Annotated in this window: 25 protein-coding genes, 1 tRNA gene and 3 pseudogenes; 8 read left to right on the forward strand and 21 right to left on the reverse strand. The window is 69.4% G+C overall.

Features of this window, described 5'->3' with window-relative positions; genetic code table 11:
• Positions 1 to 35 precede the first annotated feature (35 nt).
• Entirely contained in the window at positions 36 to 566 is a 531-nt protein-coding gene (locus tag MF609_RS02230) for a hypothetical protein (protein ID WP_242414685.1), read from the forward strand.
• A gap of 212 nt (positions 567 to 778) precedes the next feature.
• Here MF609_RS02230 and MF609_RS02235 read toward each other — a convergent pair whose 3' ends face one another.
• The 4 genes from MF609_RS02235 to ygfZ form a co-directional block, all read right to left on the reverse strand.
• On the reverse strand, positions 779 to 2,602 hold the full coding sequence (locus MF609_RS02235) for a glycoside hydrolase family 127 protein (RefSeq protein WP_242415154.1): 1,824 nt from the start codon (positions 2,600 to 2,602) through the stop codon (positions 779 to 781).
• A 381-nt stretch (positions 2,603 to 2,983) separates the two neighbouring features.
• Entirely contained in the window at positions 2,984 to 4,324 is a 1,341-nt protein-coding gene (locus MF609_RS02240) for a GntT/GntP/DsdX family permease (protein WP_242414686.1), read from the reverse strand.
• A 237-nt stretch (positions 4,325 to 4,561) separates the two neighbouring features.
• Positions 4,562 to 5,785, reverse strand: a complete 1,224-nt coding sequence (locus tag MF609_RS02245) for a threonine synthase (protein ID WP_242414687.1) — start codon at positions 5,783 to 5,785, stop codon at positions 4,562 to 4,564.
• A gap of 43 nt (positions 5,786 to 5,828) precedes the next feature.
• On the reverse strand, positions 5,829 to 6,572 hold the full coding sequence (ygfZ, locus tag MF609_RS02250; RefSeq protein ID WP_242414688.1) for a CAF17-like 4Fe-4S cluster assembly/insertion protein YgfZ: 744 nt from the start codon (positions 6,570 to 6,572) through the stop codon (positions 5,829 to 5,831).
• A 45-nt stretch (positions 6,573 to 6,617) separates the two neighbouring features.
• Here ygfZ and MF609_RS02255 point away from each other — a divergent pair, with 45 nt between their 5' ends.
• Positions 6,618 to 7,949: a dihydroorotase gene (locus MF609_RS02255; RefSeq protein ID WP_242414689.1), complete on the forward strand. Its 1,332-nt coding sequence runs from the start codon at positions 6,618 to 6,620 to the stop codon at positions 7,947 to 7,949.
• Between the two features lie 242 nt (positions 7,950 to 8,191).
• Here the strand turns inward: MF609_RS02255 and MF609_RS02260 are convergent, their stop codons facing one another.
• Complete coding sequence (locus MF609_RS02260) at positions 8,192 to 8,896, reverse strand: DUF1134 domain-containing protein (RefSeq protein ID WP_242414690.1); 705 nt, start codon at positions 8,894 to 8,896, stop codon at positions 8,192 to 8,194.
• Between the two features lie 187 nt (positions 8,897 to 9,083).
• Here MF609_RS02260 and MF609_RS02265 point away from each other — a divergent pair.
• Positions 9,084 to 9,176: transfer RNA gene (locus tag MF609_RS02265), tRNA-Ser, on the forward strand.
• Positions 9,177 to 9,403: 227 nt separating this feature from the next.
• Here MF609_RS02265 and MF609_RS02270 read toward each other — a convergent pair.
• The 7 genes and pseudogenes from MF609_RS02270 to MF609_RS02305 form a co-directional block, all read right to left on the reverse strand.
• Positions 9,404 to 10,210 (reverse strand): APH(3')-I family aminoglycoside O-phosphotransferase, encoded by an 807-nt coding sequence (locus MF609_RS02270; RefSeq protein ID WP_242414691.1) that lies wholly within the window; start codon positions 10,208 to 10,210, stop codon positions 9,404 to 9,406.
• 112 nt (positions 10,211 to 10,322) lie between these two features.
• Positions 10,323 to 11,441, reverse strand: a complete 1,119-nt coding sequence (locus tag MF609_RS02275) for an OmpA family protein (RefSeq protein WP_242414692.1) — start codon at positions 11,439 to 11,441, stop codon at positions 10,323 to 10,325.
• 107 nt (positions 11,442 to 11,548) lie between these two features.
• A complete protein-coding gene (locus tag MF609_RS02280) occupies positions 11,549 to 12,049 on the reverse strand; it encodes a DUF2793 domain-containing protein (RefSeq protein ID WP_242414693.1) in 501 nt (166 codons plus the stop codon).
• On the reverse strand, positions 12,046 to 14,172 hold the full coding sequence (locus tag MF609_RS02285) for a GTA baseplate fiber-binding domain-containing protein (protein WP_242414694.1): 2,127 nt from the start codon (positions 14,170 to 14,172) through the stop codon (positions 12,046 to 12,048). The genes MF609_RS02280 and MF609_RS02285 overlap by 4 nt, the downstream gene beginning before the upstream one ends.
• A 369-nt stretch (positions 14,173 to 14,541) precedes the next feature.
• Complete coding sequence (locus tag MF609_RS02295) at positions 14,542 to 15,324, reverse strand: DUF2163 domain-containing protein (RefSeq protein ID WP_242414695.1); 783 nt, start codon at positions 15,322 to 15,324, stop codon at positions 14,542 to 14,544.
• A pseudogene (locus MF609_RS02300) lies at positions 15,321 to 15,767 on the reverse strand (DUF2460 domain-containing protein); the annotation flags it as partial. The pseudogene MF609_RS02300 and the gene MF609_RS02295, both read right to left, overlap by 4 nt.
• Positions 15,768 to 16,073: 306 nt before the next feature.
• Positions 16,074 to 16,277, reverse strand: coding sequence for a phage major capsid protein (locus MF609_RS02305; RefSeq protein WP_419723044.1), 204 nt, complete (start codon positions 16,275 to 16,277; stop codon positions 16,074 to 16,076).
• Positions 16,278 to 16,290: 13 nt separating this feature from the next.
• On the opposite strand from MF609_RS02305, the pseudogene MF609_RS02310 reads away from it, so the two are divergent.
• Positions 16,291 to 16,836, forward strand: a pseudogene (locus MF609_RS02310) (phage major capsid protein); the annotation flags it as partial.
• 59 nt (positions 16,837 to 16,895) lie between these two features.
• Here MF609_RS02310 and MF609_RS02315 read toward each other — a convergent pair.
• The 3 genes and pseudogenes from MF609_RS02315 to MF609_RS02325 form a co-directional block, all read right to left on the reverse strand.
• Positions 16,896 to 17,120: pseudogene (locus MF609_RS02315) on the reverse strand (phage major capsid protein); the annotation flags it as partial.
• Positions 17,121 to 17,297: 177 nt separating this feature from the next.
• Positions 17,298 to 17,675, reverse strand: coding sequence for an HK97 family phage prohead protease (locus MF609_RS02320; RefSeq protein WP_242414696.1), 378 nt, complete (start codon positions 17,673 to 17,675; stop codon positions 17,298 to 17,300).
• Positions 17,663 to 17,971 (reverse strand): DUF6127 family protein, encoded by a 309-nt coding sequence (locus MF609_RS02325; protein WP_242414697.1) that lies wholly within the window; start codon positions 17,969 to 17,971, stop codon positions 17,663 to 17,665. The genes MF609_RS02320 and MF609_RS02325 overlap by 13 nt, the downstream gene beginning before the upstream one ends.
• A 39-nt stretch (positions 17,972 to 18,010) precedes the next feature.
• Between MF609_RS02325 and MF609_RS02330 the strand changes: the two genes are divergently transcribed.
• Positions 18,011 to 18,169: a hypothetical protein gene (locus MF609_RS02330; RefSeq protein WP_242414698.1), complete on the forward strand. Its 159-nt coding sequence runs from the start codon at positions 18,011 to 18,013 to the stop codon at positions 18,167 to 18,169.
• Between the two features lie 111 nt (positions 18,170 to 18,280).
• On the opposite strand, the gene MF609_RS02335 is transcribed toward MF609_RS02330, so the two are convergent.
• The 3 genes from MF609_RS02335 to MF609_RS02345 are packed head-to-tail and all read right to left on the reverse strand — an operon-like array spanning position 18,281 to position 20,912.
• Entirely contained in the window at positions 18,281 to 19,222 is a 942-nt protein-coding gene (locus tag MF609_RS02335) for a phage portal protein (protein ID WP_419723045.1), read from the reverse strand.
• Complete coding sequence (locus tag MF609_RS02340) at positions 19,192 to 20,427, reverse strand: terminase large subunit domain-containing protein (RefSeq protein WP_277990993.1); 1,236 nt, start codon at positions 20,425 to 20,427, stop codon at positions 19,192 to 19,194. The genes MF609_RS02335 and MF609_RS02340 overlap by 31 nt, the downstream gene beginning before the upstream one ends.
• Entirely contained in the window at positions 20,424 to 20,912 is a 489-nt protein-coding gene (locus MF609_RS02345; protein ID WP_242414699.1) for a hypothetical protein, read from the reverse strand. Before MF609_RS02345 ends, MF609_RS02340 begins: the two co-directional genes overlap by 4 nt.
• A 256-nt stretch (positions 20,913 to 21,168) precedes the next feature.
• Between MF609_RS02345 and MF609_RS02350 the strand changes: the two genes are divergently transcribed.
• Together MF609_RS02350 and MF609_RS02355 are read left to right on the forward strand one after the other, a co-directional pair.
• The gene (locus tag MF609_RS02350; RefSeq protein WP_242414700.1) at positions 21,169 to 21,339 is read left to right on the forward strand and encodes a hypothetical protein; all 171 of its coding nucleotides are present in this window, start codon (positions 21,169 to 21,171) and stop codon (positions 21,337 to 21,339) included.
• A complete protein-coding gene (locus tag MF609_RS02355; RefSeq protein ID WP_242414701.1) occupies positions 21,336 to 21,674 on the forward strand; it encodes an antitoxin Xre/MbcA/ParS toxin-binding domain-containing protein in 339 nt (112 codons plus the stop codon). The genes MF609_RS02350 and MF609_RS02355 overlap by 4 nt, the downstream gene beginning before the upstream one ends.
• Before the next feature lie 152 nt (positions 21,675 to 21,826).
• On the opposite strand, the gene dapF is transcribed toward MF609_RS02355, so the two are convergent.
• Positions 21,827 to 22,777 carry a diaminopimelate epimerase gene (dapF, locus tag MF609_RS02360; protein WP_242414702.1) on the reverse strand — a complete coding sequence of 317 codons (951 nt, stop codon included), beginning with the start codon at positions 22,775 to 22,777 and terminating at the stop codon, positions 21,827 to 21,829.
• Positions 22,774 to 23,433, reverse strand: a complete 660-nt coding sequence (locus MF609_RS02365; protein WP_242414703.1) for a glutathione S-transferase family protein — start codon at positions 23,431 to 23,433, stop codon at positions 22,774 to 22,776. Before MF609_RS02365 ends, dapF begins: the two co-directional genes overlap by 4 nt.
• A gap of 73 nt (positions 23,434 to 23,506) precedes the next feature.
• On the opposite strand from MF609_RS02365, the gene MF609_RS02370 reads away from it, so the two are divergent.
• Complete coding sequence (locus MF609_RS02370) at positions 23,507 to 25,930, forward strand: DUF2339 domain-containing protein (RefSeq protein ID WP_242414704.1); 2,424 nt, start codon at positions 23,507 to 23,509, stop codon at positions 25,928 to 25,930.
• Here MF609_RS02370 and MF609_RS02375 read toward each other — a convergent pair.
• Complete coding sequence (locus MF609_RS02375) at positions 25,884 to 26,339, reverse strand: DUF6456 domain-containing protein (protein WP_242414705.1); 456 nt, start codon at positions 26,337 to 26,339, stop codon at positions 25,884 to 25,886. The two genes, MF609_RS02370 and MF609_RS02375, sit on opposite strands and share 47 nt — an antisense overlap.
• Positions 26,340 to 26,380: the final 41 nt, after the last annotated feature.

The raw sequence follows: 26,380 nt of genomic DNA on the forward strand, positions 1-26,380 counted from the left end.
TGCTGTGGTAACGGCATTCTTCCGCAGCATATGGCATGGACAGGGACCATGCGAACCTCGGGGGTTCACGACTAACCGCGTGCTATTTATTAATCCAGCATCGGACGTTGCATCAGCGCCGCGATATCGAAATTATCCAATGTTCTGAGTGCCCATCTTCGGCCTTTGAGGGGCACCATTCTCCCGCAGCTATTGAAGTGCTTCGGGCTTTTGTGAGAAAATCAGGCTTAGCGCGGTTGGCTACTACAAACGTAGCGAGGCAATATCGTGTGTACCTCACCTGTTTCGCCGCCAAGGTGGCACCTATTATTTTCGGCGGGCCATACCAGCGAATCTCCGGCATCGGTTCGACGGTCGCCGAGAATGGATTGCTTCGTTACGCGCTAAAGATAGACGCCAAGCCAAGCGGCTACCGGAAGATGTTGCCAAGTGAGCACAAGGAAAACGTGGTGGCTGCGCCGACGCTGCTCAAACGATCGTCGCGCAGCAGACAATCCATGCGCCGGCGGCGTTTTCAAGTGTTGGGGAAGCACTACAGCACGCGTAATCCGATGCGCGGTCGCTGACGCTCGACATCTTGATGCGAACACCACGCTGCTGACCGTCGACATTGTGAGGAACTGCGCGACAAGACGCCATTCATGGTGGCCAGCAATCATGATCGTCTGGTGGGGGTTACCATGGCGGGCGACAAGTGTCCTGCCACGCCCGACGTAGATCGCCGAAGCATCCGACCGCGACGGAATTCGTCTGTATAGCCCGGACAGGCCGGCCTGCCTCAGCTGTGCGGCGACGCCACGTCCCAATAGGTCGCATAGCGTTCGTGCGCGATGCGGTGATAGGGGATCAGCCGGATCGGCGTTCCCTCCACCGACGCGACCGTGAATTCGAGCGGCCTGTCCGTCGGGCGGATGCTTTGTGCCAGCAGGTCTGGATCGCCGGCGAGCCGGGGCACGGAAAAGGGCGCGTTGTTGTAATCGCCATAGCGGCGTTCATTGGCGATGATATCCGCACCCGGCACCAGCCCCTCGCGACCCAGGGCACCGGCAAGGACCAGCGGTCCATAGGTGAAGGCGACGATCTCCGGTTCCGCCGGCAGCGGTTCGGCCGCGACCGCCATGGTCAGGCGCAGCTCGACCCGGTCGCCGTCCTGCCAGGTACGGGTCAGGTCGATATAGCGGCCCGGCAGTGTCGATCGGGCGACTTCCACGCCGTTGACCGACACGATCGCGTTGCGGCTCCATCCCGGATGCCGCAGTTTCAGCGTGGCGTCGGTCGGTTGCTCCAGCCCCCAGCGCAGCGTCGTCATGGGCTGTTCCGGGAACGTCGTGACTTGCGTCAGTACCGCGTCCTTCGCCCGCCAGCGCACCGCGGAGGGGATGAACAGGTTCACGTACAGCGCGGCATCGTCGTGAAAATAGATCGAGTCGCGATATTTGACATGGTTCTCCATGCCGGTGCCCGTGCAGCACCAGAAACTATGCTCGGGCGTGTGGTACAGCTTCATATAGCCGGGGCGTGCACCCTGGAAATAGGTCGCCATGCCGCTGTCGGGGTCCTGCGACGCGAGAATGCCGTTATACAGCGTCCGCTCGTAGTAATCGGCATAGTCGACGCGCGGGTCCTGCAGGAACAGCGCGCGCGTGAGCTTGAGCATATTGTGCTGGCCGCACGTCTCCGACCCCTTCGCCGAAAAGACGTGATCGCGTGCGGCGGCGACGGCGAAAAAATATTCCGCATCGCCATGACCGCCGGTCGCGTAGGAGCGGGTCTGCACGACCGTCCGCCAGAAGAACGCGGCGGCATCGTGGTAGCGTGCGTCGCCGGTCGCATCATGGACGCGCTGGAACCCGACGATCTTGGGCACCTGCGTATTGGCGTGCAGGCCGTCGAGATGGTCCTGCCCGCGCGCCAGCGGCAACAGCACCGCCTTGTGCGAGAATCGTTCCGCCAGCGTGCGATACTCGGCATTGCCGGTCATCGCATACAGGTCGGCATAGACCTCGTTCATGCCGCCATGTTCGGTTTCCAGCATCGTTTCGAACGCGGCGTCCGACAGCGGCCGACACGCCGCCACGCCCCAGTCCGCCAGCCGCAGCAGCACCGCGCGCGACGTCGCACTGTCGGCCAGCAACGCCGCATCGCGCAGGCCGGCATAGATTTTGTGCAGCGTGTACCACGGCACCCCGGTGATCGGCTCTCCGCGCAGGTGCGCGGCGATCACCGCCGCCCCCTTGGGAAAGGCGCAGACCAGCCCGCTGCCGGCCGCCGCCTGACAGGCGGCGAGTTCACCGGCGATATGGTCGATCCGTTGCCGGTACCGCCGATCCCCCGTCGCGCGAAAGGCGAGCGCACAGGCCGACAGATAATGGCCGAGCGTATGGCCATGACAGTTGATGTCGGCCCACATCGCCTCCGATTCCCAGCCGCCATAGACGGGCGCCTTGGGTCGAAGGCCGGCATTGACGCGGAAATTGTGCAGCATCCGGTCGGGCTGCAATTTCAGCAGATAGGCTTCGGTCCGGCGCTGCGCGGCGAGGAACGGTCCCTCGCCCAGCGTCACATCGGCCATATCGAACGGCTGCAGTCGGGCCTTCCCCATCGCTGCCGGTGCCGCCAACGCAGCGGCCTGTGCCGATCGCGGGATCGACAGCGCCAGCCCGGCCGCCAGCGCCCCCGTGGCCAGGACATCACGGCGCGAAGGCCCGCCGCAGCGGCAGTCATGGGTCAATGCATCTTCTCCTCGACGCAATGTGTTGCCATTGTCGTCCCGCCCGATGCTACCACCGGTACGCAGGCCGACGCCATGCCCTTCGGCGTCGGCTCATCCGAACGGAGGAGCGTCGGTATCAGTCGGGCAGGTCGACGATCGGTCCGGGCTGGGCCAGCATCGCGCCAAGGGCCGCGATCTTCCGCATGCGGATGCCGCTGCAACTTGACACCGCATGGGCATCCGCCACGAAGTCCAACGCGCGTCACCGCATCACACGAACGACCAGAGCAGTGCCGCCGTCACAAAGATAGCGGAGCCGGCGATGGTCGAGGCGACGGTCCAGCTGCGAAACGTCTGTGCCTCGCTAAGCCCCAGATATTGCTTCACCAGCCAGAAGCCGGTGTCGTTGACATGGCTGGCAATGGAAGCGCCGCCGCCGATGGCGATGGTCACCAGTGCGATCCGTCCGGGCGATAGCGCGGCGGCAGTGACGATCGGCGCGCACAGGCCCGCGGCCGTCACCATCGCCACCGTCGCCGACCCCTGCGCCACCCGCACGAAGCCTGCGATCAGGAAGGCGAACGCCAGCACCGGCAGCTGCGCGGCGGCGACCATGTCCGATACCTGCTGGCCCGCGCCGGATTCGATCAACACTTCCTTATACGCCGCGCCCGCGCCGACGACGAGGACCATCAGCCCGGCCGGAGCCAGCGCGCGGGTCATCACATCGGCGGCCAGCTGCATCGGCGTGCCGCCCCGCACCAGCACGGCGGTCACCAGCAGGCAGGCCAGCACCAGCGTGACAAAGGGGTGACCGACGAACGCGATCGCCTCCCGCAGCGCGCCGGGCGGCAGCACGACCCCGGCGACAGCAGCCGTCAGGATCAGGACCAGCGGCACCAGCATCCCGACCAGCGCCCAGCCGAAACCAAGCGGCGACAGCCGCGCCGCACCTTCGTCATGGGTCGGCGGCATGGCATGAGCGCCCCAGCCCGGCGCGCCATGGGCGATCCGTGCAAAGACCGGTCCGGCAAGGATCGCTGCCGGAATGCCGCAGATCAGGCCGTAAAGCGCAAGCAGCCCGTAATCGGCGCCCAGCAGCTCGGCCACCGCGACGGGGCCGGGATGCGGCGGCAACAGCGCGTGCATCGTCATCAGCCCGGCCAGCACCGGCAGCGCGAAATAGATCACCCGCCGCCCCGCCCGGATCGACAGCGTCGCCAGCAGCGGCACAAGAATGATGAAGGCGACATCGAAGAACAATGGAATGCCGACGAGGACGCCGATCACGGTCAGTGCCCAGAGCGCCCGCCGCTCCCCGAACCGGTCGAGCAGCCGGTTCGCCAGCGTCGCGACCCCGCCCGACGCCTCCAGCAGGCCGCCGAGCATCGCGCCTAGCCCGATGACGACCGCAACGAAGCCCAGCGCCTCGCCCGACCCCTTGCGCACCGCCGCCAGCACCCGCGCCGGCTCCGCACCGAACGCCAGCCCCGTGGCCAGGGCCACGATCAGCAGCACGAGGAACGCCGGCAATCGCAGCCGCAGCACCAGCAGGATGACCGCGCCGATCGACAGGCCGACGATCAGCAACGTGCGCCATGGTTCGATCATCGCGCGATCGCCTGTTTCATCTTCGCTCTCCCCGCCCGCGCTGTCGCACCTGTTGCGTTGACAACGCTAGACTGTGGATCGGTCGGGTCAACCGGCGATCGGGGGAACGCGGCATCGTCACGGATACTGGACGCCTGATCCCTTAGGCCAACCGCGTCGCCCCGGCGAAGGGCGGGGCCTCAAGCCGCTCCTGCCTCGTATGCAGCAGGCAGCCGATCAATCACTACAAAACGCCGCCTATAGCGCGTCGAAATCGATCGGCGCGTGCCGGTCCAGCGTCGCCGTCGCCGGGGGCATCGGGTATTTCAGCCCGGTCGCGCAGTTGAACAGCACGACCTCTTCCTCCGCATCGACCTCCCCATCGCGCAGTGCCTGGCGGTACGCGGCCAGCGTCGCGCCGCCCTCGGGACACAGCAGCAACCCGTCGCGCCGCGCGCAGTCGTCGACCGCCTTCAGGATCGCCGGGTCACCGACCGCCATCGCCTTGCCGCCGCTCTCCCGCACCGCGCGCAGGATCAGGAAATCGCCGACCGCGCGCGGCACGCGGATGCCGGCGGCGACGGTATGGGCGTCTTCCCAGCGTTCGGCATGATCCTGCCCGGCTTCGAACGCGCGGACGATCGGCGCGCAGCCCGACGCCTGCACCGCGTACATGCGCGGCCGCTTCGACCCGATCCAGCCCAGCGTCTCCAGTTCGTCGAACGCCTTCCACATGCCGATCAGGCCGGTGCCGCCGCCGGTCGGGTAGAAGATCGCATCGGGCACCCGCCAGCCCAGCTGCGCGACGAGCTCGAGGCCCATCGTCTTCTTGCCCTCGATCCGGTACGGCTCCTTCAACGTCGAGAAGTCGAACCAGCGCCCCTCCGCCGCGCCCTTGGCGACGATCGCACCGCAATCGTCGATCAGTCCGTTGACGCGCCACACCCGGCTGCCCTGCGCGGCGATCTCGCGGACATTCACTTCGGGCGTGTCTTCGGGACAGAACACGATCGTCTCGATCCCGCACCGTGCGGCATAGGCGGCCAGCGCGGCGCCGGCATTGCCGTTGGTCGGCATGGCGATGCGCCGCACGCCCAGCTCCTTCGCCATCGCCACCGCCATCACCAGCCCGCGTGCCTTGAAGCTGCCGGTCGGCAGGCGCCCTTCGTCCTTCACCAGCACGCGCTCGCCGCCCGATGTCGGAATGGGGATCAGCGGCGTCTCGATCTCACCCAGGCTGACGATGTTCGCCGTCTGCCGCACCGGCAGCAACTCGCGCCAGCGCCACAAATCGGTCTCGCGCGCGGCCAGCGTATCGCGCGGCAACGCCGCCGCCACGCCCGGCAGGTCGTAGCGGACCAGCAACGGTCGTCCAGCCTTGGACAGATTATGGAGCGTGTCGGCGGGATATCGCTCGCCCGTCATCGAACATTCGAGATGGGTGACGAAGGTCGGCCGGTCGGTGGTCAGATTTTCCTGCATGACCGACTTGTATCGCAGCCGCCCGCCCCGTCCAGCGCGGCGTTCAGGCCGGCGGGGCGAGCGCCGCGACCAACCAGTCGGGACGCAGCGCGATGCCAAGTTCGTCGACCCGGCGATGTTCGACCGCCAGCGCCAGGTCGGGATAGACGATGCGCGTACGCGGCCCCGGCATGTCGGTCGGCACCACCACCAACCGCCGGTTGACCGTCGAGCGGTAATTCATCCGCGCGGTGTTTTCCTGACCGACATAGCAGCCCTTGGTGAAGCTGACCCCGTTCAGTTCGCGAGCATTGCACTCCAGCCACAGCGTCTGCCCGTCGCCCAGCTCGGCCCGCCCCTCGGTCACGCCATGGCGCAGCCGGTGCGGCAGCCAACCGGTAGCCGCCTCTCCCGCCGGGGCCAGCCAGCGCCGCCCGAGCGCCGCCAGCCGGGGATCGGCCACGCCCTCGCTCCCGCCCGGCGCCCAATGGACGCCGATATCGGTACGCTCGATCGTCACCGCGCGGCGCAGGCGATACAGCGTCAGCCGCTTGGCCAGCGCATCGGCCACTTCGGCCTCGCAATCGATCAGGATATCGTCGCCATCGGCCCACAGGATGAAGTCGAACAACGCCTTGCCCTGCGCGCTGAGCAAGGCCGCCCATTGCGGCGTTTCGGGCGTCACGGTAGCCATGTCCTGCGTCACCAGCCCCTGTAAAAAGGGGCGCGCCTCCACGCCGCCGACGCGCAACACCGCCCGATCGGACAGCCAGGTACCGGGGCGGGTTTCGGGGGTGTTCATGGTCATGGCCAACAGGTAGGACGGCCCACCCCCTGGCTACAAGAGGCGGCAATGGCGACCTTCGATACCAAGCTCACCGGTGGCACCGTCCACCTTCCCTCCGGCCCGGCGCGCGTCGATATCGGCGTCACCAACGGGCGCATCGCCGGCATTGGCGTGAGCGGCGACGCGGGCGAGACGATCGACTGTACCGGCCTCGACATCCTGCCCGGCGTCATCGACACCCAGGTCCATTTCCGTGAGCCGGGGCTGGAGCATAAGGAAGACCTCGCCACCGGATCGATTGCGGCGGTGATGGGCGGCGTGACCGCCGTGTTCGAAATGCCGAACACCAAACCCGCGACCGATACCGAAGAGGCGATCGCCGACAAGCTCGCCCGTGCCCGGGGCCGCATGTATTGCGACCACGCCTTCTATGTCGGGGCGACGGCGCGCAACGCGCACCATCTGGCCGAGCTGGAGCGCCTGCCCGGTACCGCCGGGGTCAAGGTGTTCATGGGATCGTCGACCGGCGACCTGCTGGTGTCGGAGGATGCCGACCTGTTGCACGTCCTGCGCTCCGGCCACCGCCGCGTTGCGATCCATGCCGAGGACGAGATGCGGATGATCGCGCGCGAAGGCGAACGGGTCAGCGGCGATCCCGCCTCGCATCCCGTCTGGCGCGACGACGAAAGCGCGCTGATCGCCACGCGCCGCATCCTGCGCCTTGCTCGCGAAGCCGGCCGCCGGGTCCATGTCCTCCACGTCACCACGCCCGCCGAACTGGAAATCCTGGGCGCGAACAAGGATATCGCCTCGTGCGAGGTCACGCCGCAGCATCTGACGCTGGCGGGCGAAGAGGCCTATCCGCGTCTCGGCACCTATGCGCAGATGAACCCGCCCATCCGGTCGGGCGCGCATCGCGACGGGCTGTGGCACTGGCTGACGCAGGGCGTACCCGACGTCATCGGCTCCGACCACGCGCCGCATACGATCGAGGAAAAGGCCAAGCGCTATCCCGCCACCCCCAGCGGGATGCCCGGCGTACAGACGCTGCTGCCGCTGCTGCTGAACCATGTCGCCGAAGGGCGGCTGACGCTGCAGCGACTGATCGACCTGACCAGCGCCGGCGCGCAGCGCATCTTCGGGTTGGCCGGCAAGGGTCGGATCGCGTTCGGCTATGACGCCGACTTCACCGTGGTCGACCTCAAGCAGCGCTGGACGATCAAGGAATCTTGGCTTGCCTCGCGCGCCGGCTGGTCGCCCTTCACCGGCGACACCCTCACCGGCCGACCGATCGGGACGATCGTCCGCGGCAAGACCGCGATGTGGGAAGCGCAACTGGTCGGCGACGCGCAGGGCGCGCCGGTGCGGTTCGAATCGACCGCGTTTCCAGGGGGCTGAGGGACATTAGAACGATACCACTATCGTCACCCCGGGCTTGACCCGGGGTCCCGCTTCTTTCTTTTTTAACGGCCCGCGCCGCGGGCAAAGCCCGCGTCGTCGGTCGGCTTTGCAGCCGCCGGCCGGGCTGGGGCGTGTCCCGCAGTGGCGGGCCGCCCCGCGCCCAAAGCCCGCGTCGTCAGTCGGCTCGCAGCCGCTGGCCGGGCTGGGGCGTGTCCCGCAGTGGCGGGCCGCCCTGCGCCTTAAAACGGCAGCCACCTCTGCTTCTCGCTGAACCGCATATAGCCGACATTCGCGCCCAGCCGCCAGCCGACGCCCAGCCGCACCGGGATCAGCACCACATCGCCGCGCCGCAGATAGCTCGCCGAGAACCCTCCGACGAAATAGGCCCGCCCCTCGGCCGCCGGGAACCGCTTGTACAGCTCCTGCGAGTCATACAGGTTGTAGACCAGCACGAAGACCTTGGTCGCGTCGCCGCCCACGTCGAACCCGACCGACGGCCCGGTCCAATAGACCGGCCGCTGCCCCTCGACCTTGTGGTTCATGATCCCCGAGCCGTAGCGCAGCCCGACGACGAACGCGCCCGCCGCCTCGCGCCCGGCGATATAGGCGTTGGGCTTGCCCTGATCCTTCAGGATATTCTCGATGATCCCGGCCAGCCCCTCGGCCCCGCGCCCGAACACCCCCTCGGCCGCACCGATCAGGTCCTCGCGCTCGAACGTCTCGTTGGCGGCGGACGTGGCAGTCGTGCTGGGCGACTGCTGCACCGGGGCCGGCGTCTGCGGTTGCGACGGAACCGGTGTGGATTGATAGGCCGGCGGCACGCTCGACCGGGGCGCAGGCGTCGGCGTGGCCTGCGGGGTCAGGTCACCATCGATCGCGTCATTGGGGTCGATGGTCCGCACCTGCGCCTGTGCCGGCACCGCCAGCACCAGCAGCGGCACCATCCAACCTGTCCACCATCTCATCACGCATTCCCCGCAATCATGCCCGTCCGGCACATGATAGGCCGCGAACAGCTGTCCCCGCAATGAACGCGCGCCCGGCCGGCATCGAAATACGATCAATGTAGGGTGTTGATCGCCGCCCATTCCCCCGCTATAGGCCCGCTCTCCAAGCAGCGTTGCGCGCTTGGGAGACGTGGGTGAGTGGCTGAAACCAGCGGTTTGCTAAACCGCCGTAGGGGGATTACTCCTACCGAGGGTTCGAATCCCTCCGTCTCCGCCAGCGCTGGCTGGCTCTACCCAAATCGATGATGTCTCAGCGAATCCATAATTGCGCTGGAGCGCTACTGGATCAGGTGGGCGCATCGGCACGGAAGTGTTCTGGCGTGAAAAGGGGTGATGCCGAGGCATCGAGACCGAAGATCGACGCCGCCCCGGATCGAACATTGCCCGCCGTGCAGCGGTTGCCCGCAGGGAGATGACGGCGGTTCATCCTGGTCGAGAACCGCGCTAGAACAGTTCGTCCAACAACAGATGCGCCTCGATCCTTGCCTGATCGACCGCCTCGATGCCGTAGCGGGCGAACAGACGCTTGGGCAGCATCTCCCCGAACTCGGCCAGACCGGCAGAAAGGATCGCCAGATCCTGATAGCGATCGGCAACCCCGACACGGCCAAGGTCGATGCATCCCGTGACTCGCCCTCCGTGCACCAGGATGTTGTCGAGCGAGAAATCGCCATGGGTCACGACCGGATCCGGCGTGAGCGGCAGATGGCATTGCAACGCGTCCCACACCTGCTGCGCGCTCCACCCCGCGCGGCTTTCGTCGAAATCGCTTTCATCGACCAGACCGGCGTCGATCCGGCGACGGGCGAGCCAGCACCGCCGGTCAATGTCGCTATCGAACGGACAGGACTGGACGGGTACCGCGTGGAGCCGTTGGAGCAACTCCACCAGCGCATCGACGATCTGTTCCGCCCGTTCGGGAGCCCGCTCCAGCAATTGCCACGCGGTTTCCCCGGCCAACGCCGTCGTCAACAGCCATGCCCCGTCCGTCGTCAGGATGAAGCCGACCAGACGCGGGACGGGCATCTTGCCTGTCAACCAACGCAGCCGCGCCATCTCGTCGACGATATCGTCTGCCACGTGGCCGCTGCCCTGTTTGAGATACAGGTCGGGCGCCCCCGCTTTGCCGAACAGGCGATACACAGCGCCGCCCGACTCGCCGACCCGATTGCGCGCCCATCCATAGCCCGCAACCAGCGCTGCCAGCCCTGGCGGAACCGCTACCGGTTCGCACGCCACCTCCCGTTCCATCACGCCCCCCCGCCGATCCGCGACGACGAACACCCCCTAGCTTGCCGACAAACGAAAAGGGAGGCCGGTTGCCCGACCTCCCTTCCGAAATTCGACTTCCGAAGAAGTGGAATTACATGCCCGAACCCGGACCGTAGGTGATTTCCACGCGACGGTTCTGCAGTTCGCGAACACCGTCGGCGGTTTCGACGCGCGGACGGCCTTCACCGAACGCTTCGGTCGAGATCGAACCACCGGAGATGCCACGGCCTTCCATGTACGCACGGACCGAGTCAGCGCGACGCTGCGACAGACCGACGTTGTACGAAGCCGAACCCGAACGGTCGGCGTGGCCGGCCAGCATGACCTGCGCGTTGCCGCACGACTGGTAGTTCGAGATGGCGTTGTCGAGGATGCCAGCCGCTTCCGGCGTGATGTCCGACTTATCCCATTCGAAGAACACGATGTACGGTCCCGGCGTGCAGACGACCGGCGGCGGCGGCGGCGTTTCGACCGGCGGCGGCGGCGGCGGCGGCGTTTCGACCGGCGGCGGCGGCGGCGGCGGCGGGGTCGGCGCGCCGAAGTTGAAGGTCAGGCCGCCCAGCAGGCTGTGCGAACGGAAGCGACCGTCATAGCCGACGCCACGAACGTTCACGAGGCGAACGTCATCGGCGTTGAAGAAGCGATACTTCAGCGACACGTCGACATTTTCGCTCAGCGGCGCGCGGATGCCCGCCAGAGCCTGCCATGCGAACACGGTGTCCGAATCGTCGAGCGCCGCGAAGTTGTTGACGACGCGATAGTCGTGCGCCTTGACGCGCGCGACACCGGCACCGCCGCCGACGAAGCCGCTGATGGCATCGTCATCGCCGAAGTCGAGCAGGGCATTCGCCATGAACGACAGCGCCGAGGTGCGGCCACCGCCGCTGTAGGTGCCTGCACCGACCGCAGTGGTCGGGCCGGTTGCGATCGAACCGGTCGTGCGCAGTTCGTCGACGGTCGCGCTCTTGTACGCAACTTCGGCTTCAACGCGCAGCGCGCCGAAGTCGTAACCGACGGTGCCACCGACGTCGTAGCCGTAATCGCTATCGACGGTGGTAACGCCACCGGCCGGCGTGGTCAGATCGTAATCGATGTCTTCGACGATCATCGCGCCGCCTTCCACACCCACATACCACGCGTTGTCGCGGGCGAGGGCGGGAGTTGCGAGCGCAGTGGTCGCGAGCGCCAAAGTGACGGCAAGCTTCCGCATTCTAGTCCCCTTTCACAGTTGTCCTACGGACAGCGCAAACCAAGTACCGAAGCGTTAGTTTCCACGCAAGCGCACAAATTCTGCGGTGTTGCCCGAATGCCACGGTTTCAGGCGGCGATCAGCCCGTGCGCACGCAACGCCGCCAGGATCGCCGATACCGCCGTGCGCGCCTCTTCATCGCGCGTCGTCCCGCCACCGGGCGTTGTAATCGCCGCCTGCTGCGCGCCCAGCACCGGCGTCCCGTCGATCAGGATCCGGCGCGCCCGCACTTCGCCGCGAACCCACTGACCGCCGCGGAACTCCACGGTCGTTTCGCCGCCGGTCCACCACAGCCGCATGCCTTCGCGCGGACCGACGAAGCGCCAGCCGCCCTCGGTCATCCCGGCGATCTGCCCCGTCCGGCCCGCCCAGTCGCCGGTCGGGGCTGGCCCGACGATCCAGCATTGCCCGGCAACCGGGGTCGCGGGCGGCGCGTCCTGCGCAACGCCCGCGACGCATCCGTGCAACAGCAGGTCGATCAGCATAAGCGCCTCGTTATGCGTCATTTCCTTGTGCGCCTGCGCAATGTGCAACATCGGCAGCGACAGGCGGTGGGTCAGCTCGTTCATCGCGACGTCTCCAAGGGGTAGGTCAGGGTTGCCGGCGGCGACAGGCCGTTGGTGCCGATCTGGCGCACCTCGATGGTCGCCGCGCCGACGATATCGACCGGACGCCATTGCGGCTCGCCCAGCTCGACCGTGCGCACCGTGCCGGTCGCGTCGGTGACGGTCAGGCGATAGGCCTCGCGCTCCTCGACCAGCGGCATGTCGACCCCGTCGCGCCATGGCGCGAACAGCCGCGCCCGGCGGCTCCAGCGCAGCATCGGTCCATCGCGGTCGGGCAGGATTCTCAGCTGCACCGGTGCCGGCGGGACCAGCCAGTGCCCCTCGGGCGTGAAGCCTATGGTAACCACGTCTTTTTCGGAGAGACCGACCGCCATCACGCCGATCGGCGTGCCGACGACGGCCCTATCGATGCGCCGCAGCGTTGCCGAATCGAGCAGCACGAATCGCTCGCCCTGCCGATGCCCCGCCATCGCCGCCTCGGTTCCGCGCCGCCCGCGCCACAAGCGCGACAGGCGCCAGCGCGCTTCGCCGATCCGCTCGGCCGCTCCAAACTGCACGATCTCCTCGCCGACCAGCGCGGCATTGCCGCCGCGATCCAGCGCGGTCGCATCGATGCTCTCCAGCGTCATGGCGTCGTGGAGCAGCGTGACCTCGATCACCGACGCCCGGTCCTCGACCAGTGCACTGCCGATCGCGGGCGGCATCGTAACCACGCCGAAGACCCCGGCCGCGGCGGTGTCGCCGATCTCGGTCCAGCCGGCCGCATCGCTGCCGACCGACAGCGTCGCCCGGCGCCAGCCCGGCCCGGTGCCCGCCGCGACCACGCCGACCCATGGCGCGCTGCCCGCATCGTCGCCGGGCAGCTCGACGACGTGTAGCACCGTCCGCCCGGCGAGCATGTCGGTCGCCAGTTGCGGCGTACCGCTCGCAGCCGGCGGAGTCTGCCCCCCGCCCGCGATCCGCACCAGTTCCAGCGTGATCCGCATCGCCTCGATCCGGGTGCGCCGCACGCGCCATAGCCCCGCCTCGCCGGGCAGGGTCACCCGGTCGCCCGGCGCGATATCGATCGCCTGCCAATCGAGCGCGATCGTCCGCACCTCGCCCGCCATCGCCTCGCGCAACGCCAGGTCGCCGGCGATACTGGCCGCCGTCTCCGCCGCCATCGCGGCTGGCAGCTCGATTCGCAGCATCCGTCCCGCCCCGCCGGGGCGCAGCACCTGCTGCACCCCGACCTGATAGTCGCGGGCGGTGTCGTGATGGGCGATGGCGACATCGACCGGCGCGCTCGGCGGACGTTGCCAGCCCGGCACGTCGACCGGCAGCGCCGCGTCGGGCAGCACTCGCGCCGGCCCCGTACCGATCCGCAGCAGGGTAGCATCCCCCGCCGCAGCATAAAATCCGCCCAGCGGCGCGATGATCGCCTCCACCGCATCGCGCACCCGGTCCCCGCTGGCGGCATAGCCGGTAAAGGCCGGCCCCGCCGCCTCCGCCCGGATCGCGCCATCGCCCAGCGCCGCGACGATCGTCCCAACGCCCATCGGACCGGCATCCGCCTCCACCTCGAAGGTCAGCGACGGAATGCGATTGCCGAAATCGGCGAGCGCGAGATTTTCGAACACGGCATAGCCAATCCCGCGAAACGCCGGCGCATTGCCGATCCCGACCACGCTGGCGATCAGCGGATCGGGCATCTGCGCTTCGTCACCCGGATACCAGCGAAAGCCGCCGGTGCGTGTCTTCCAGTCGCCGGCCGCCCCGCGCAGCAGCTTGCCCTCTGCCCAGATGCGGCGAATGCCCCGGATCGGCCGGCCCGACAGCGCGACCGCGAACGACGCGCTATAACTATACTGCGTCGTCCGCCCGGCGCCCTTGCCGCTGGTCGCCGCCGACTCGCGCAGGTCGGTCGCCCAGATCACCGTGCCCGCCACCCGCATCATTCCAAACAGCTTCGGAATCTGCGCGCCATAGCTTGAGAGCTGCACCTGCAGTTCGCGCAGCCGCGGCCCCTGTCGCGGGCGCCCACCGAACACTGCCCCGTCGATCGTCCCACCCGCGACCCGGCCCAGCGCCGCCCCGATCGGCCCCGCCACCGCCCCGCCCAGCGTCGTCAGCACCATCGTCGCCATCGTCGTCCTCCCGTTTTCGCCAGATGCCGATCACCGGCCAGGGCGGCGGCCCCGGTCGCTCGACCACCGCCCGCGCCACCGCATCGGCATGGATCAGCCCGTCCCCGGTCGCGAGTGCCAGATGCAGCTGCCCCGGCCCGCTCGCGATCAGCAGCACATCTCCCGCCACCGCTTGCCCGACCGGCCGGAACGCCTGTCCCAGCACGGCGGCAGCCCGCCCCACGTCGCCGCTACGCGGCGGATAATCGCCCGGCACCGCTACCCTGTGCGCCCAGCCGACCAGCCCGACGCAATCGAACCCCTCGTCCGGCGATCGCCCCTGCCGCCGGAACCGGCACCCGATGACGCTGCGCGCCCGCCCGACCGCGCTCATCCGCCCGGATAGCGGGTCAGCAGGTCGATGCCCGGCAGATGCGGCTCGCCCCGGAAATTCGCGACATTGCCGAACCGGTCGCGACAGGTCGCCAGCGTCCCGTCGCACCCCTCGGAGAGTTCGACCAGCGCCCCCGCGCCCGCGAAACGCGGCGGGGTCTCCAGCGTCACGCTTCCGGCATCCGCCGCGACGATGAACGCCGACAGCCCGCCATTCGCGCCCCCGATCCAGCGCAGCCGCCCCCGCGCAAACCCCGCGCCCGCCGCCAGCACCACCCGCTCGCCCTCCTGGCCTGCAACCCGCACCACCTTGCGCCGCCCGCGCATCGCCACCCGGCACCGCCGGTCGCCGAGCGTCGCGCGGCATCCGGGCGAAGTCGCCTCGACCACCGGCGCCTCCAGCCGCACCGCACCGCCCAGCAGTTCGGCGGCGAAGCGCCCGCGCCCGGTCTCGACCGTGCCGATCCGCCCGCTGGCCACCGGCACCGGCACCCCCGGCCGCTCCCAGTCCACCGCGAACACCGCCACCCGCGCCCCGTCATAGCGCCCGGCCCGCAAGTCCCGTTCGGCGATCGCGGCATGGGAGAGCGCGCCCTCGACCGTCATCGCCGGCGCATCCAGCGTATCGTCGCGCACGATCGCCGACGGGGTCATCCCCGGCGCGGCGCGATAGGTCAGCCCGTCCATCTCCAAGTCCCGGTCATGCGCCGTCAGCCCGATCGTCACCCCATCGCACCGCTCGATCCGCCAGCACAGGGTCAGGGTCGACACCGCGCTCATGCCTCGCGCACCTCGATCAGCGGCACGCTGGCCGCGACGCCCGCGCCGTGCGTCGCGCGTGCCACCTGCAGCCGGTCCTCGGCAAAGCGCACCGGCACATCGAACGCGAACCCCGCCGTCACCGCCACGCCCTTGCCCGGCGCGACGTCGAGCAGCACCACGCCCCCATCGCCCACTGCAAAGCCCTGCGTCTCGACGCCGCCCACGCCGACGCGCACGCTGCCCGCGACCGGCCGGGTGATCCGCCGCACCATCTCCCCATAGCGCTTCACAAGCGCGAACCGCGTCGTCACCCCGTCCCCGGTCCCGATCGCCATATCGCCGAACCCCGGCACCGCAGCGGTCGAATGGTCGAAGGGATCCTGCAACCGGAACGCCCGTGCCGGCCCCAGTCGCGCGCGAAAGAAATCGAGCAGCAACGCCACATCCGCCTGCGACCGCACCCGCAGATGGTCGCGCGCCGCCACGCGCACCCCCGCGATCACCGCCGCCGGAAAGGGCGCTGTGGTCATGTGATTCTCCTGATTTGACCGCCTCACGGCGGATTGGCGGCACCGGCCCACTCCCCCACCCGGCCACCCATCGAGGATACCGTGTGGGTGGCCGGGTGGGGGAGTGTCGGGTCGATCATGCCCCGGCATGATCTGAACAATGCGGGGCATTGTTCACCCGGCACTGGCCGGTGCCGCCGCAATCCAGCTCCGCTGGATTGCCAACAAGACGGGCGGGGTTTCCCCCGCCCCGTCAGATCACGCCGCCGCGATCTTCATCAGCTTGATCGCCTCCGAATTCATCACCGCCCCGCCGACGCGCTTGGTGGCGTAGAAATGGACGAACGGCTTGTTCGAATAGGGATCGCGCAGGATCTGCGTCTCGGCCCGCTCGGCGATCAGATACCCCGCCTTGAAGTTGCCGAACGCGATCGGCAGGCTGCCCGCCGCGATGTCGGGCATGTCCTCCGCCTCGACCACCGGATATCGCAAGCTGGTGACGAGCGGTGCCACGCCGTCGGGCTGGGCGAGCGAGGGGGGTGCGCGGCCGGAGACGGCAACCCCGACCTTCAACGAGATCGCGCCGCCGATGGGCGAGCTGTACGCCAATCCGGCGGCGAGCCAGGCGATGCTGGACGATGCCGCGTTCGACGTGGAGGCGTGGCTGGCCGACGAGATCGCGAGCGAGTTCGCGCGGGCCGAGGGACAGGCGTTCGTGGGCGGCAGCGGTGTCGGGCGGCCGAAGGGGTTCCTGACCTATCCGACTGCTGCGACCGGCGATGCGGTGCGTGCCTTCGGGACGCTGCAGCACCTGCCCAGCGGGGCGGCGGCGGATTTCGGGACCGATCCCGAGAACCGGCTGATCGACCTGGTGCATAGCCTGCGGGGTGCGTATCGGCAGGGCGCGTGCTGGGTGATGAATGCGCAGACCGCGGCGCGCATCCGCAAGTTCAAGACGGCGGACGGTGCGTTCCTGTGGACGCCGGGGCTGGCCGAGGGGCAGGCGAACACGCTGCTGGGATAGCCCGCCGACCCCACGCTCACCACCTGCGCGATGGCGCGGATCGGGCTGGCGACCTTCAGCGTCGCGCCGATCAGCGCGTCGATCTCGCGCGGCACGGCATAGCCGCCGCCCGCATCGCTGGTCCCCGCCACCGCCTTCGTCTCGACCATCGTGCCGCTCCGCACGAACGCGCCGAACCCGCTCGCCTGCCCGCCCGCACTCAGCATCGGCCGGCTCGCACCCGCCGCCACACCCGAAAAGCTCCCCGCCAGCGTCTCGATCGTCATACCCGTCGTCCCCATGAAAAAAGGGGCGCCGCATGATTGCGACACCCCCGTTGTGGAAAAGTTTGTGGAAGTTTGTTGACGGTGCGGTGCCGGCCCGCTCCCCACCCGGCCACCCACACGGTATTCTGATGGGTGGCCGGGTGGGGGAGCGGGCCGGCACCGCACCACGCGCGCGAGCGCGTCGGAAAAACCTCACCCGTCCTCGACCGCATGGATGCGCGCCAGCCCCTGCATCGGCTGCGCAACCACGCTGACCTCGATCAGCTCGGTGGCGGCGATCGTCCGCCACGCCCCCTGCCTCACCGCCCGCGCGCGGTATCCGAACGACAACCCGTCGACCGCCCCGGCCCGCACCAGCCGCGCCGCCTCTCCGCCATCGATCCGCCCGATCACGCGTAGCCCCCGCGCATCCTCGCCCAGCCACTCGACCGTTCCGATCGGATCGCCCCGATGCTGCCACAGCAACGGCACCGCGCCGCCCGCGACCAGCGCCTCCGGCAGCACGACATCCCCGCCCCGGTCCGCCCGGCCGAAGATCGCAGCATAGCCCGCGAACCTCACCGCGCCCATTCGGGCCACCCGGTCCTGACCGCGATCCCGACCAGCAGCAGCGCGAACGCCATCCGCATCACCCACGCAAAGGCCGCGCGCACCGCCGACCTCTTGGCCTCGCGCCACGCCTTCAACAGCTCGCGCAGCTCCTGCACGTCGCCCGCCGCCGCCGCATCCGACAGCCCGATCCGCGCCATCGCCCGCGTCGCGCCCAGCTCGCCCGCCTCCTCCGCAATCGCGCGCAGCGTCTGCAGCTCGGCGCCATCGTCGGCCGCCTGCCCCATCAGCTGCGCCAGCAGCCCCGTATCGCCCATCGCTTGCCTCCCGCTATTGCCCGCGCTAGCCCCACCCAAGTGAGACCGCGCCTCCGCATCATCGCCGCCGCCTTCGGCGCGGCCCTGCTCGCCTTCACCTTCGCGTTGCCGTTCCTGAAGGGGAAACGCTGCCTCGACGCCGGCGGAACGTTCGACCGCACGACGCTGGTCTGCACGCCGGCCGAGCCACAGAACTGATCCCCATAGCCACGGGCGTCACCCCAGCGCAGGCTGGGGTCTCTCGCGGCAAGCAGACCGAACCCCACCAGGAGTTCCCAGCCTTCGCTGGGATGACGCCAGTGGCGGGAATTACATCCCCACCAGCGCCCGCTTCTCCTCCGGCGTCAGGAAATCCGCCCCAGCGACCCGCGTCCACAACTGGTCGCGCTCGTCGCTCAAGGCCGGGATCGCCTCCACCTCGATCTCCAGCGCGCCGGTCCCCAGCCAGCCGTCGATCCCCTGCCCGATCGCGCCCAGCACCCGCCGCCCCAGCGGCACGATCGTCTGCCGCCACAGCGCCCGGTTCGCCTCGCGATAATTGGCGAAAGTATTGTCGCCCGGCAGCCCAAGCAGCATCGGCGGCACCCCGAACGCCAGCGCGATCTCGCGCGCCGCCTGCGCCTTCAACCCCACGAAATCCATGTCCGCCGGGGTCAGGCTCATCGCCTGCCATTTCAGGCCCCCGTCCAACAGCATCGGCCGTCCGGCATTGGCCGCGCCGGCAAAGGCATCGTCCATCTGCGCGCGCAGCCGGTCGAACTGCTCGCCCGACAACACGCCGCCATCGCCCGGATCATGCACCAGCGCGCCGGACGGCCGCGCGGCATTGTCGAGCAGCGCCTTGTTCCACCGCGCCGCCTGGTTGTGGATCGCGACCGCCCCTGCCGCCACGCCCAGGCACCCCAGCCCGTAATGATCGTCCAGCGGATGAAAACCGCGCAGATGGATCAGCCCGGCCCGACCGCCCTCGCCCTCCGCCGCGATGCGCAGCACGCGCTCGCCGACGCGGTAGCGATAGGCGACCGGCCACCCGGTCGCATCCGCCTCCACCGTCACCCGCTCGGGCCGCAGCGCATAGAGCTCGCCGACCCCGCCCGCGCCGTCGTCGAGGATTTGGATATAGGCATTGCCGTGCAGCAACAGCTGCGCGCCCACGCTTTCCAGCAGGTCCTGTCCTGCCGACCGCGTCTCGACCAGCGCCACGGCGCGCGCGTCGCCCTTCAGCGGCAGCGACGCCAGCCCCTCCGCCACGATCCTGACCGCGCGCTGCGCAATCGGATTGCCCAGATACGCCTCGCGCAGCTGCGCCTCATAGCCCTGCGCCCACCCGTATAGAGCGCCGCCACCGGCTCCGCCCGCGCGACCTTGCCGCGCGACGCATGGACCAGCCGCACCGGCAATCCCGCGTCCGCCGCGCGCAGCACGCTGGCGACCATCGCCCCGCCCTGGTTCGATTCCGCCACCACCCGGTCCGCGCCATGGCGCGCCGCACACGCCGCCACCGCCCCGGCCCATCCCTCGGGCGACAATCCCGAAACGCTCGCATCCTCAAGGACATAGGCAAAGCCGTCCGCACCCTTGCCGACCGCGACGATGCCGCACGCATCGCCGCCGATCCCGGCGGGCGGATCGACCCCGACCACCACCCGCACCAGCGCCGGCACCTTGTCCACCCGCCGCGCCTCGATCACCGCGCGTTCCCACAGCGCGCCCGCGACATCCTCGATCAGTTCGCCGTCCAGCTCCTGCCGCCCCAGCCGCGTGCCGGCATAGGCCCCCTCGATCTGCGCGAAATAGCTCTCCGACAGATGCCGGTTGTCGCGCGACCGCCCGCCGGTGATCCGCACCCCCTCCATCGCCCGGATGCGACGCAGCAGCGGGATGACGCGCGGCGTGGTCGTGACCAATGTCTGCGGCCGCTCGCCCATCCGCATCCCCATCATGAGGTTGTCCCAGGTCGCATCGGCATTGCGCCACTTGGCCAGCTCGTCGCACCACGCGACATGATGCTCCGGCCCGCGCAGTCCCTCCGGGCTTTCGGCGGCATAGACATGCGCCTCGGCCCCCGATCCGAACTCGACGACACCGCGCGACGGACGCCCGGTGACCGGACCGTAATGCCGACCGATCGCCAGCACCCCCGCCGGCCCGCGCACCATCACGCTTTCGACATCGCGCCGCGTCGCCCCGACCAGCGCGATCCGCAAATCGCGCCGCTCCGCCGCCTGCGCGCATACCCACTCCGATCCGGCGCGGGTCTTGCCGAACCCGCGCCCCGCCTGGATCAGCCACACCGTCCAGTCATTATCGGCAATCGTCTGCCCGTCATGCGCCCACAGCTTGAACCGGGTCATCAGTTCGCTGCGCCGATGCGGCGTTACCTTCATCAGGAAGCGTTCGAGCTGCGCATCGCTCAATGCGGCCATTGCCGCGACCAGCGGGTCGACGCCACTCATACCCGCCGCGCCTCCTTGCCCCGCATCGCCTTGATCCGCGCGATCAGCATCGCATCCGTCTCGGCCTGGGTCGCGCGGGACCGCTGTTCGCGATGCCCGCTACCGCCTTTCACGATCGAACGATGCCGATCGAGCAGCTTGATCGCCTGTTCGACACTGATCGCGCCGCAGACCACCTTGTCCGGATCGCCGACCGCTACGCCGTCCAGCACGGCGATGGCTTTGGACACCAGCATCTCTTCCAGCCGGTCATACCCTGCCAGCAATGCCATGCGCCACTGCGCGGCAAAGGCCGGATCGCGCCGCCGCAGCGCATAGACGCTGGCCTGTGACAGGCCGACGGCCTCGGTCGCGGCGCGCACGTTGCAGGTCGCAGCGACATGATCGAGAAACTGCTCCCGCCGGCTCGGCGTCCACCCCTTGGCCGTCCGCTGCTTCTGCACCGGACGATTGGTACCCGTCGTCAGCACCTCTTCCCTTGCCATGTCCCGCCCCCAGACGCATTTCGGGGCCGACGACGTTTCCGCCCGGCCCCGAACCCCACAATTCCCGATGTTCCTGTTTTGTGCCATAAGAGCGTCGCGCTGTCAACCAGAATGTTCCCATTTGGTTCGTTTTTGCGTAGCCATGGCGGATCGCCCCCGGCATACCCATATCTTCTGTATCGTTGGCAGATGGTCCGTAGGCGCCAGCGACCGGGAGACGCACGCGCTTCCGCTTACGCTGTTGGGAGCGTCGAATATGGACCTCAACGATCTACTGCACCGCCATCAGGTTTCGCTGATGCGCGCCGCCAACGCCACATCGGTCGAGGCCGCGCATGCGCATGGCGGCATGGCGCGCGGCTACGAACGCCGCATCGCGTCGCTGCGCGACCTGCTGGGGGCCTCGGGCCGGATGGTGGCGGCATGACCGCCGCGCTCGCACCCATGGCCGATGCAACGCCCGATGTCGTGGCAAACGATGGCGGTACGACGCCCGCCGCCGCCCCGGCCGAACCGGCACCGCGTCCCGGCGCGATGAAGTTCCGCCGCAAATACACGACGGTCCGCCTCACCCCGGAACAGGCCACCCGCCAGGGACAGGTCGCGACCGGCGCCTTCCGCCATTTCGGCGGGCGCGACGCGGCGATGGCGTTCCTCAACGACCATGACGAAAGCCTCGGCGGCCGCCCGCTCGACTTGGCGATCGCCAGCGCCGAAGGACTGGCCCTGGTCGAGGCGGCGATGGCGGCACGGGGGAAGTAGCGCTCCCCCCCTCCCTGTCCCCATCCCGTTCGGTTCGAGCCTGTCGAGAACCGCCCGTCGAGAACCCGCTCGCTTGGGGCACCCCCTTCTCGACTACGGTTCTCGACAGGCTCGAAGCAAACGGGTCAGTAGCAAAGTGACGGACGCGAACCTCACAACCCCGCGAGCATCGCTTCCCACGCCGCGACTTCCCCGTCGCGCCGCCCGAAGATCCGCAGCGCCCCCGCAACCCCGGTCGCCGGATCGACCTCGATCGCGCCGTCCCATTCGAACGTCGCATTGCCGGCGATGGTCACCACCGCGTCCGCATCCGCCTTCGCGCGCACCATGCCGCCGCGGTTGAAGACCCGCGTCTCCACACCCCAGCCGATCCGCCCCGTCCGCGCCGCCGCATGGGTCGACGCCGCCATCGCGCTGCCGCAGCTGTTGGTCAGCCCGACGCCGCGTTCATAGGTCCGCACGAACAGCGCGGTCGCATGATCCGCCTCGCGCACCTCGACGAAGCTCACATTGGCGCGCGCCGGGATCAGCGCGGGCGCGCTCTCGCACCAGTCGCCCAGCCGGACCAGTTCGTCCTCGTCCACCGCATCGACGAACGCCACCAGATGCGGGTTGGGCATCGCCACCGCGGTAAAGCGCCGCTCGCTCGGCAGGCCGGGGATGACCGCATCGACGAACGGCTCGTTGCCGACCGTCAGCCCGACATCGCCGGGGGCGAGCGACACCGGCCCGACCTTCGTCTCGATCGTCGACACCCCCGGCGCGACATCGGCCACCACCCGCGCCTGCGCAACGCTGGTCTTCAGCCGCACCTGTCCCTGCGTGGTCCCGGTCACCTCGAACCCCAGCCGCGCGGTACAGCGCAGCCCGTTCAGGCACGTCTCCGCCTCCGACCCATCGGGATTGAACATCCGCATCCCGAAAATATTCGCTTCATCCGAACCGGTTAACAGCAACAATCCGTCGCCACCGACATCGCCCGAGCGATCCGCGAGCGTCCGCGCGACCCGCGCCCATTCCCCGTCGGACAGGTCGATATCCCGCGCATCGATCAGCGGAAAGTCGTTGCCCGACCCATGGCACTTCACGAACGCGAACTTCATGCGGAAACCTTTGCCCGCGCACGTGCAATAAACGCCCGCTCGCCCGCCACCCGCGTCGCAAAGGCCGGCCGCGCCAGCATCGCCTCCAGATAGCGCGCAAGGTTCGGATAGACCGCCGAATCGACCGCCGCACACGCATGGAGCGCACTGGCAAACGCGCTGGTGACCGCGATATCGGCCAGCGTCAGCGCATCCCCGACCAGAAAGTCCCGGTCACCGATCTCGCCGTCGACATAGGCGAGGATCGCCGGCCACTGGTCCCGCTCGGCCGCATCCGCCGCGGCCGCATCGCCGACGCCGCCGCGAAACAGCGGCCCGACCACCCGGTTGAACAGCATGGTCCGGCCTGCGCCGAACACGATCGTATCCGCCAGTTCATCGAAACAGATGGTGCGCCCGCGCGCCTGCGGATCGGCGGGGATCAGCGCCGGTTCGGGATATTTCGCCTCCAGATAGGTGACGATCGCGCTCGAATCGGCAAGGGTGAAGTCACCGTCGACCAGCGCCGGGATCTGGCCGAACGGGCTGATCGCGCGAAACGCGGGCGACGTATCGCCAGGCGCGGCAGGGACCAGGTCGAGCGCGATCCCCTTCTCCTCGGCGAACACCGCGACCTTGCGGACGAACGGCGAAATGGTCGATCCATAGAGCTGCATCGGCGGACAATCTCCCTGCGGCCTTCGCCAAGGGGGCGACACCGGCCGGTCGGCTGTGCCACAATCGGGTATCGTGACGATAGTCCTCCTCCTCGCCGTGATCGTGCAGACGGTCCTGCTGGTCCGGCTGCAACGCCGGGTCGACGCGCTGGAGCGGCGGACGCCGATCCCGACCAAGACCACCGCGGCCGACCCCGTCACACCCCCCGTCGTCGTCGCGGAGCCGGCACCCCCGCCCGCGCCGCAGCGGCGGCGCCCCACCCTGCCCCGCCCGCCGCGCCCGACCATCGATTTCGAAACCCTGGTCGGCAGCCGCCTGCCGGTGTGGATCGGCGGGCTGGCGCTGGTCGTCGGCGGAATCTTCCTCGTCCGCCTGTCGATCGAGGCGGGGTGGCTGACCCCGGCGATCCGCACGGTCCTCGCCGCATTGTTCGCCCTCTCCCTGCTGATCGGCAGCGAGGCCGCGCGCCGCATTCCCGCCACGCGCGACGATCCGCGCATCGGACAGGTGCTGGCCGGGGCCGGCATCGCCTCGGCCTATGCCACGCTCTACCTCGCTGCCGCGCTCTATCATCTGATCGGCCCGGCACTGGGCTTCGCGATCATGCTGGGCGTCACCGCGCTCGGCCTGTTCCTCGCGCTGCGTCACGGGCCGCCGACCGCGGTCATGGCGCTGGTCGGCGGGTTCGCCGCGCCGCTGGTCGCGGGCTATGACGCCGCCGGGATCGGCGCGCTGCTCGTCTATCTCGGCCTGTTCGTCGCCGCCTTGCTGGCCCTCGCCATCGTGCGCGGCTGGGCGTGGCTGGCGCTGTCGGCGCTGGTCGCGGCGTTCGGCTGGGTCGGGCTGCTGATCGTGCTGGTCCCGGCGCCGAGCCTCGGCGGGATCGGCGCGTTCCTGATCGCGCTGGGCATCGGTGGCACGCTTGCCGCCCCGCGCGCCGCCATCGCCCGGCCGTGGCTGCGCGCCGCGCCGCTGCTGGTCGCACTGGTCCAGATGCTGGCGCTCGCCCCGATGCTCGATTTCTCGGCGCTGGCGTGGAGCTTCTACCTCACCCTGTCCGCCGCCGCGCTGTTCCTCGCATGGCGCGACGCGACGCTGCTGCCCGCCGCGATCGGTGCCGCGATCCTCGTCACCCTGCTCGTCGCGCTCGGCCTGCTACCGGGCGATACCGCGACGCCTGCCGCCCTCCCGGTCGCCCTGCTGCTGTTCGGTGCCGCCGGCGGAGCCGCCTCGCGCCGCGCGCCGGGCTGGGCGGTCGTCGCGCTGACCGGCACCGCCGCGCCGCTGCTGGCCGCCCGGATCGTTGCGCCGGACCTGCTGCCCCCGGCCCTCTGGGCGCTTGCCAGCCTCGCGCTGGCCCTCGCCGCCGCCGCGCTCGCCTGGCGGCACCGCGACCGTGCCGAAACGGGGGACATGGGCCTGGTCGGCGGCGTGGCGGTCGCGGCGCTCGGCACCGGCCTCGCCGTCGCCGCACTCCTGCCGGCGGTGCTCGCTCCGCTCGCCGCGCTCGGCATCCTGCTGACCGCATCCCGCGTCGACCGCGCGATCCCGGAACGGCTCGCGCTGCTCCCGGCGCTCGTCCTCCTTTCCCTCGCCCTGCCCCCGCTGTCGGCCGTGGCAGAAGCGCTGACGGTATCGCTGGTCTGGGAGGAACTGCCCTATCTGCAGCTGCCGCCCGCCGGCGACGCCGCCCGCCTGCTCCTTCTCCCCGCGCTTGCGCTGATCGGCGCGGGCCTGTGGCAGCGACCGCTGTTCGGCTCCTCCCGCCGCCTGATCCTGCCCGCCGCGACCGGCATCGCCATCGCCGGGCTGTACGTGCTGCTCAAGCAACCGCTCGCCATCGCCACCCCCGAAGCGTTCCGCGCCCACGGCTTCCTCGAACGCGCCGCGCTGACCGACCTCGCGCTCCTCGCCGCCTGGGCCGCATGGCACCGCCACCGCCCGCTGGCGACGGCGCTGCTCCCCCTCGCGCTCGGCCGCATCCTGTGGTTCGACCTGCTCGGGCTGAACCCGGCGCTGGTTCCGCAGGCGGTCGGCGCGCTCCCGATCCTCAATGCCGCCACACTGCATCTCACCCTAGCCGCCGCGATCCTGTGGCGGCTCACCGGCCTGCCGCGTCGCAGCCTGCTCGCCGCGTTGCTCACCCTGATCGCCGCCCTCGCCACCATCCGGCAGGTCGCGCATGGCAGCATCCTGACCGGCCCGGTCAGCCTTGCCGAAAATGGCGGCTATTCCGCCGCGATGCTCGCTCTTTCTATCCTGTGGCTGTGGCGCGGCATCGCGCGCGCCGGGGCCGACCTGCGCCGCTTCAGCCTGACGCTGCTGACCCTCACCACGCTGAAGGTCTTCCTGATCGACGCCTCCGCGCTGGAGGGCGTGCTGCGCATCCTGTCGTTCATGGCGCTCGGCGCGGCGTTGATCGGCATCGGCTGGGCGTATCGGCGGTTCGTCACGCCAGCCGGTAATGCGCCGCCAGCCGATCGAGCGCCAGCGTAAGCACCAGCCGCCCGGCCCGCGCCGGCCAGCCCAGCGCCTTTTCCGCCGCCGGCAGCCCTTCGTTCGCGCACACCGTCCGCCAGAGAATATCCGACAGCCCCGGCCCGACCGCCGCCACCGCCGCGTCGAATCGCGCCTTGGCCGCGACCTGCCCGCCCGATGGATCGCTTGGACTACCCTTGCCACCGCGGGGCGCACCGTCCCAGCGCATGGTGACGCGCGGCCCCAGCGCTGCCCGCTCGTAATCGTCGCGCAACCGCTCGCCCGCCTCATATTGCCGCGCATCGACCAGCGACCGCGACTTCAACCAGTCGAGCGGCGATTCGCGCAGGTTGACCTGCACCCGCCGCCCGCCCGGTTCGTCCCGCACCCGTCCGTCGACCAGCCGCCGTTCCACCAGTTCGCGCAAACCCCGCCTCCATCGCCGATAGATAGAGACATAGAGATTGG

It is taken from the genome of Sphingomonas panni, assembly GCF_022664435.1.
Taxonomy (GTDB): Bacteria; Pseudomonadota; Alphaproteobacteria; order Sphingomonadales; family Sphingomonadaceae; genus Sphingomonas; species Sphingomonas panni.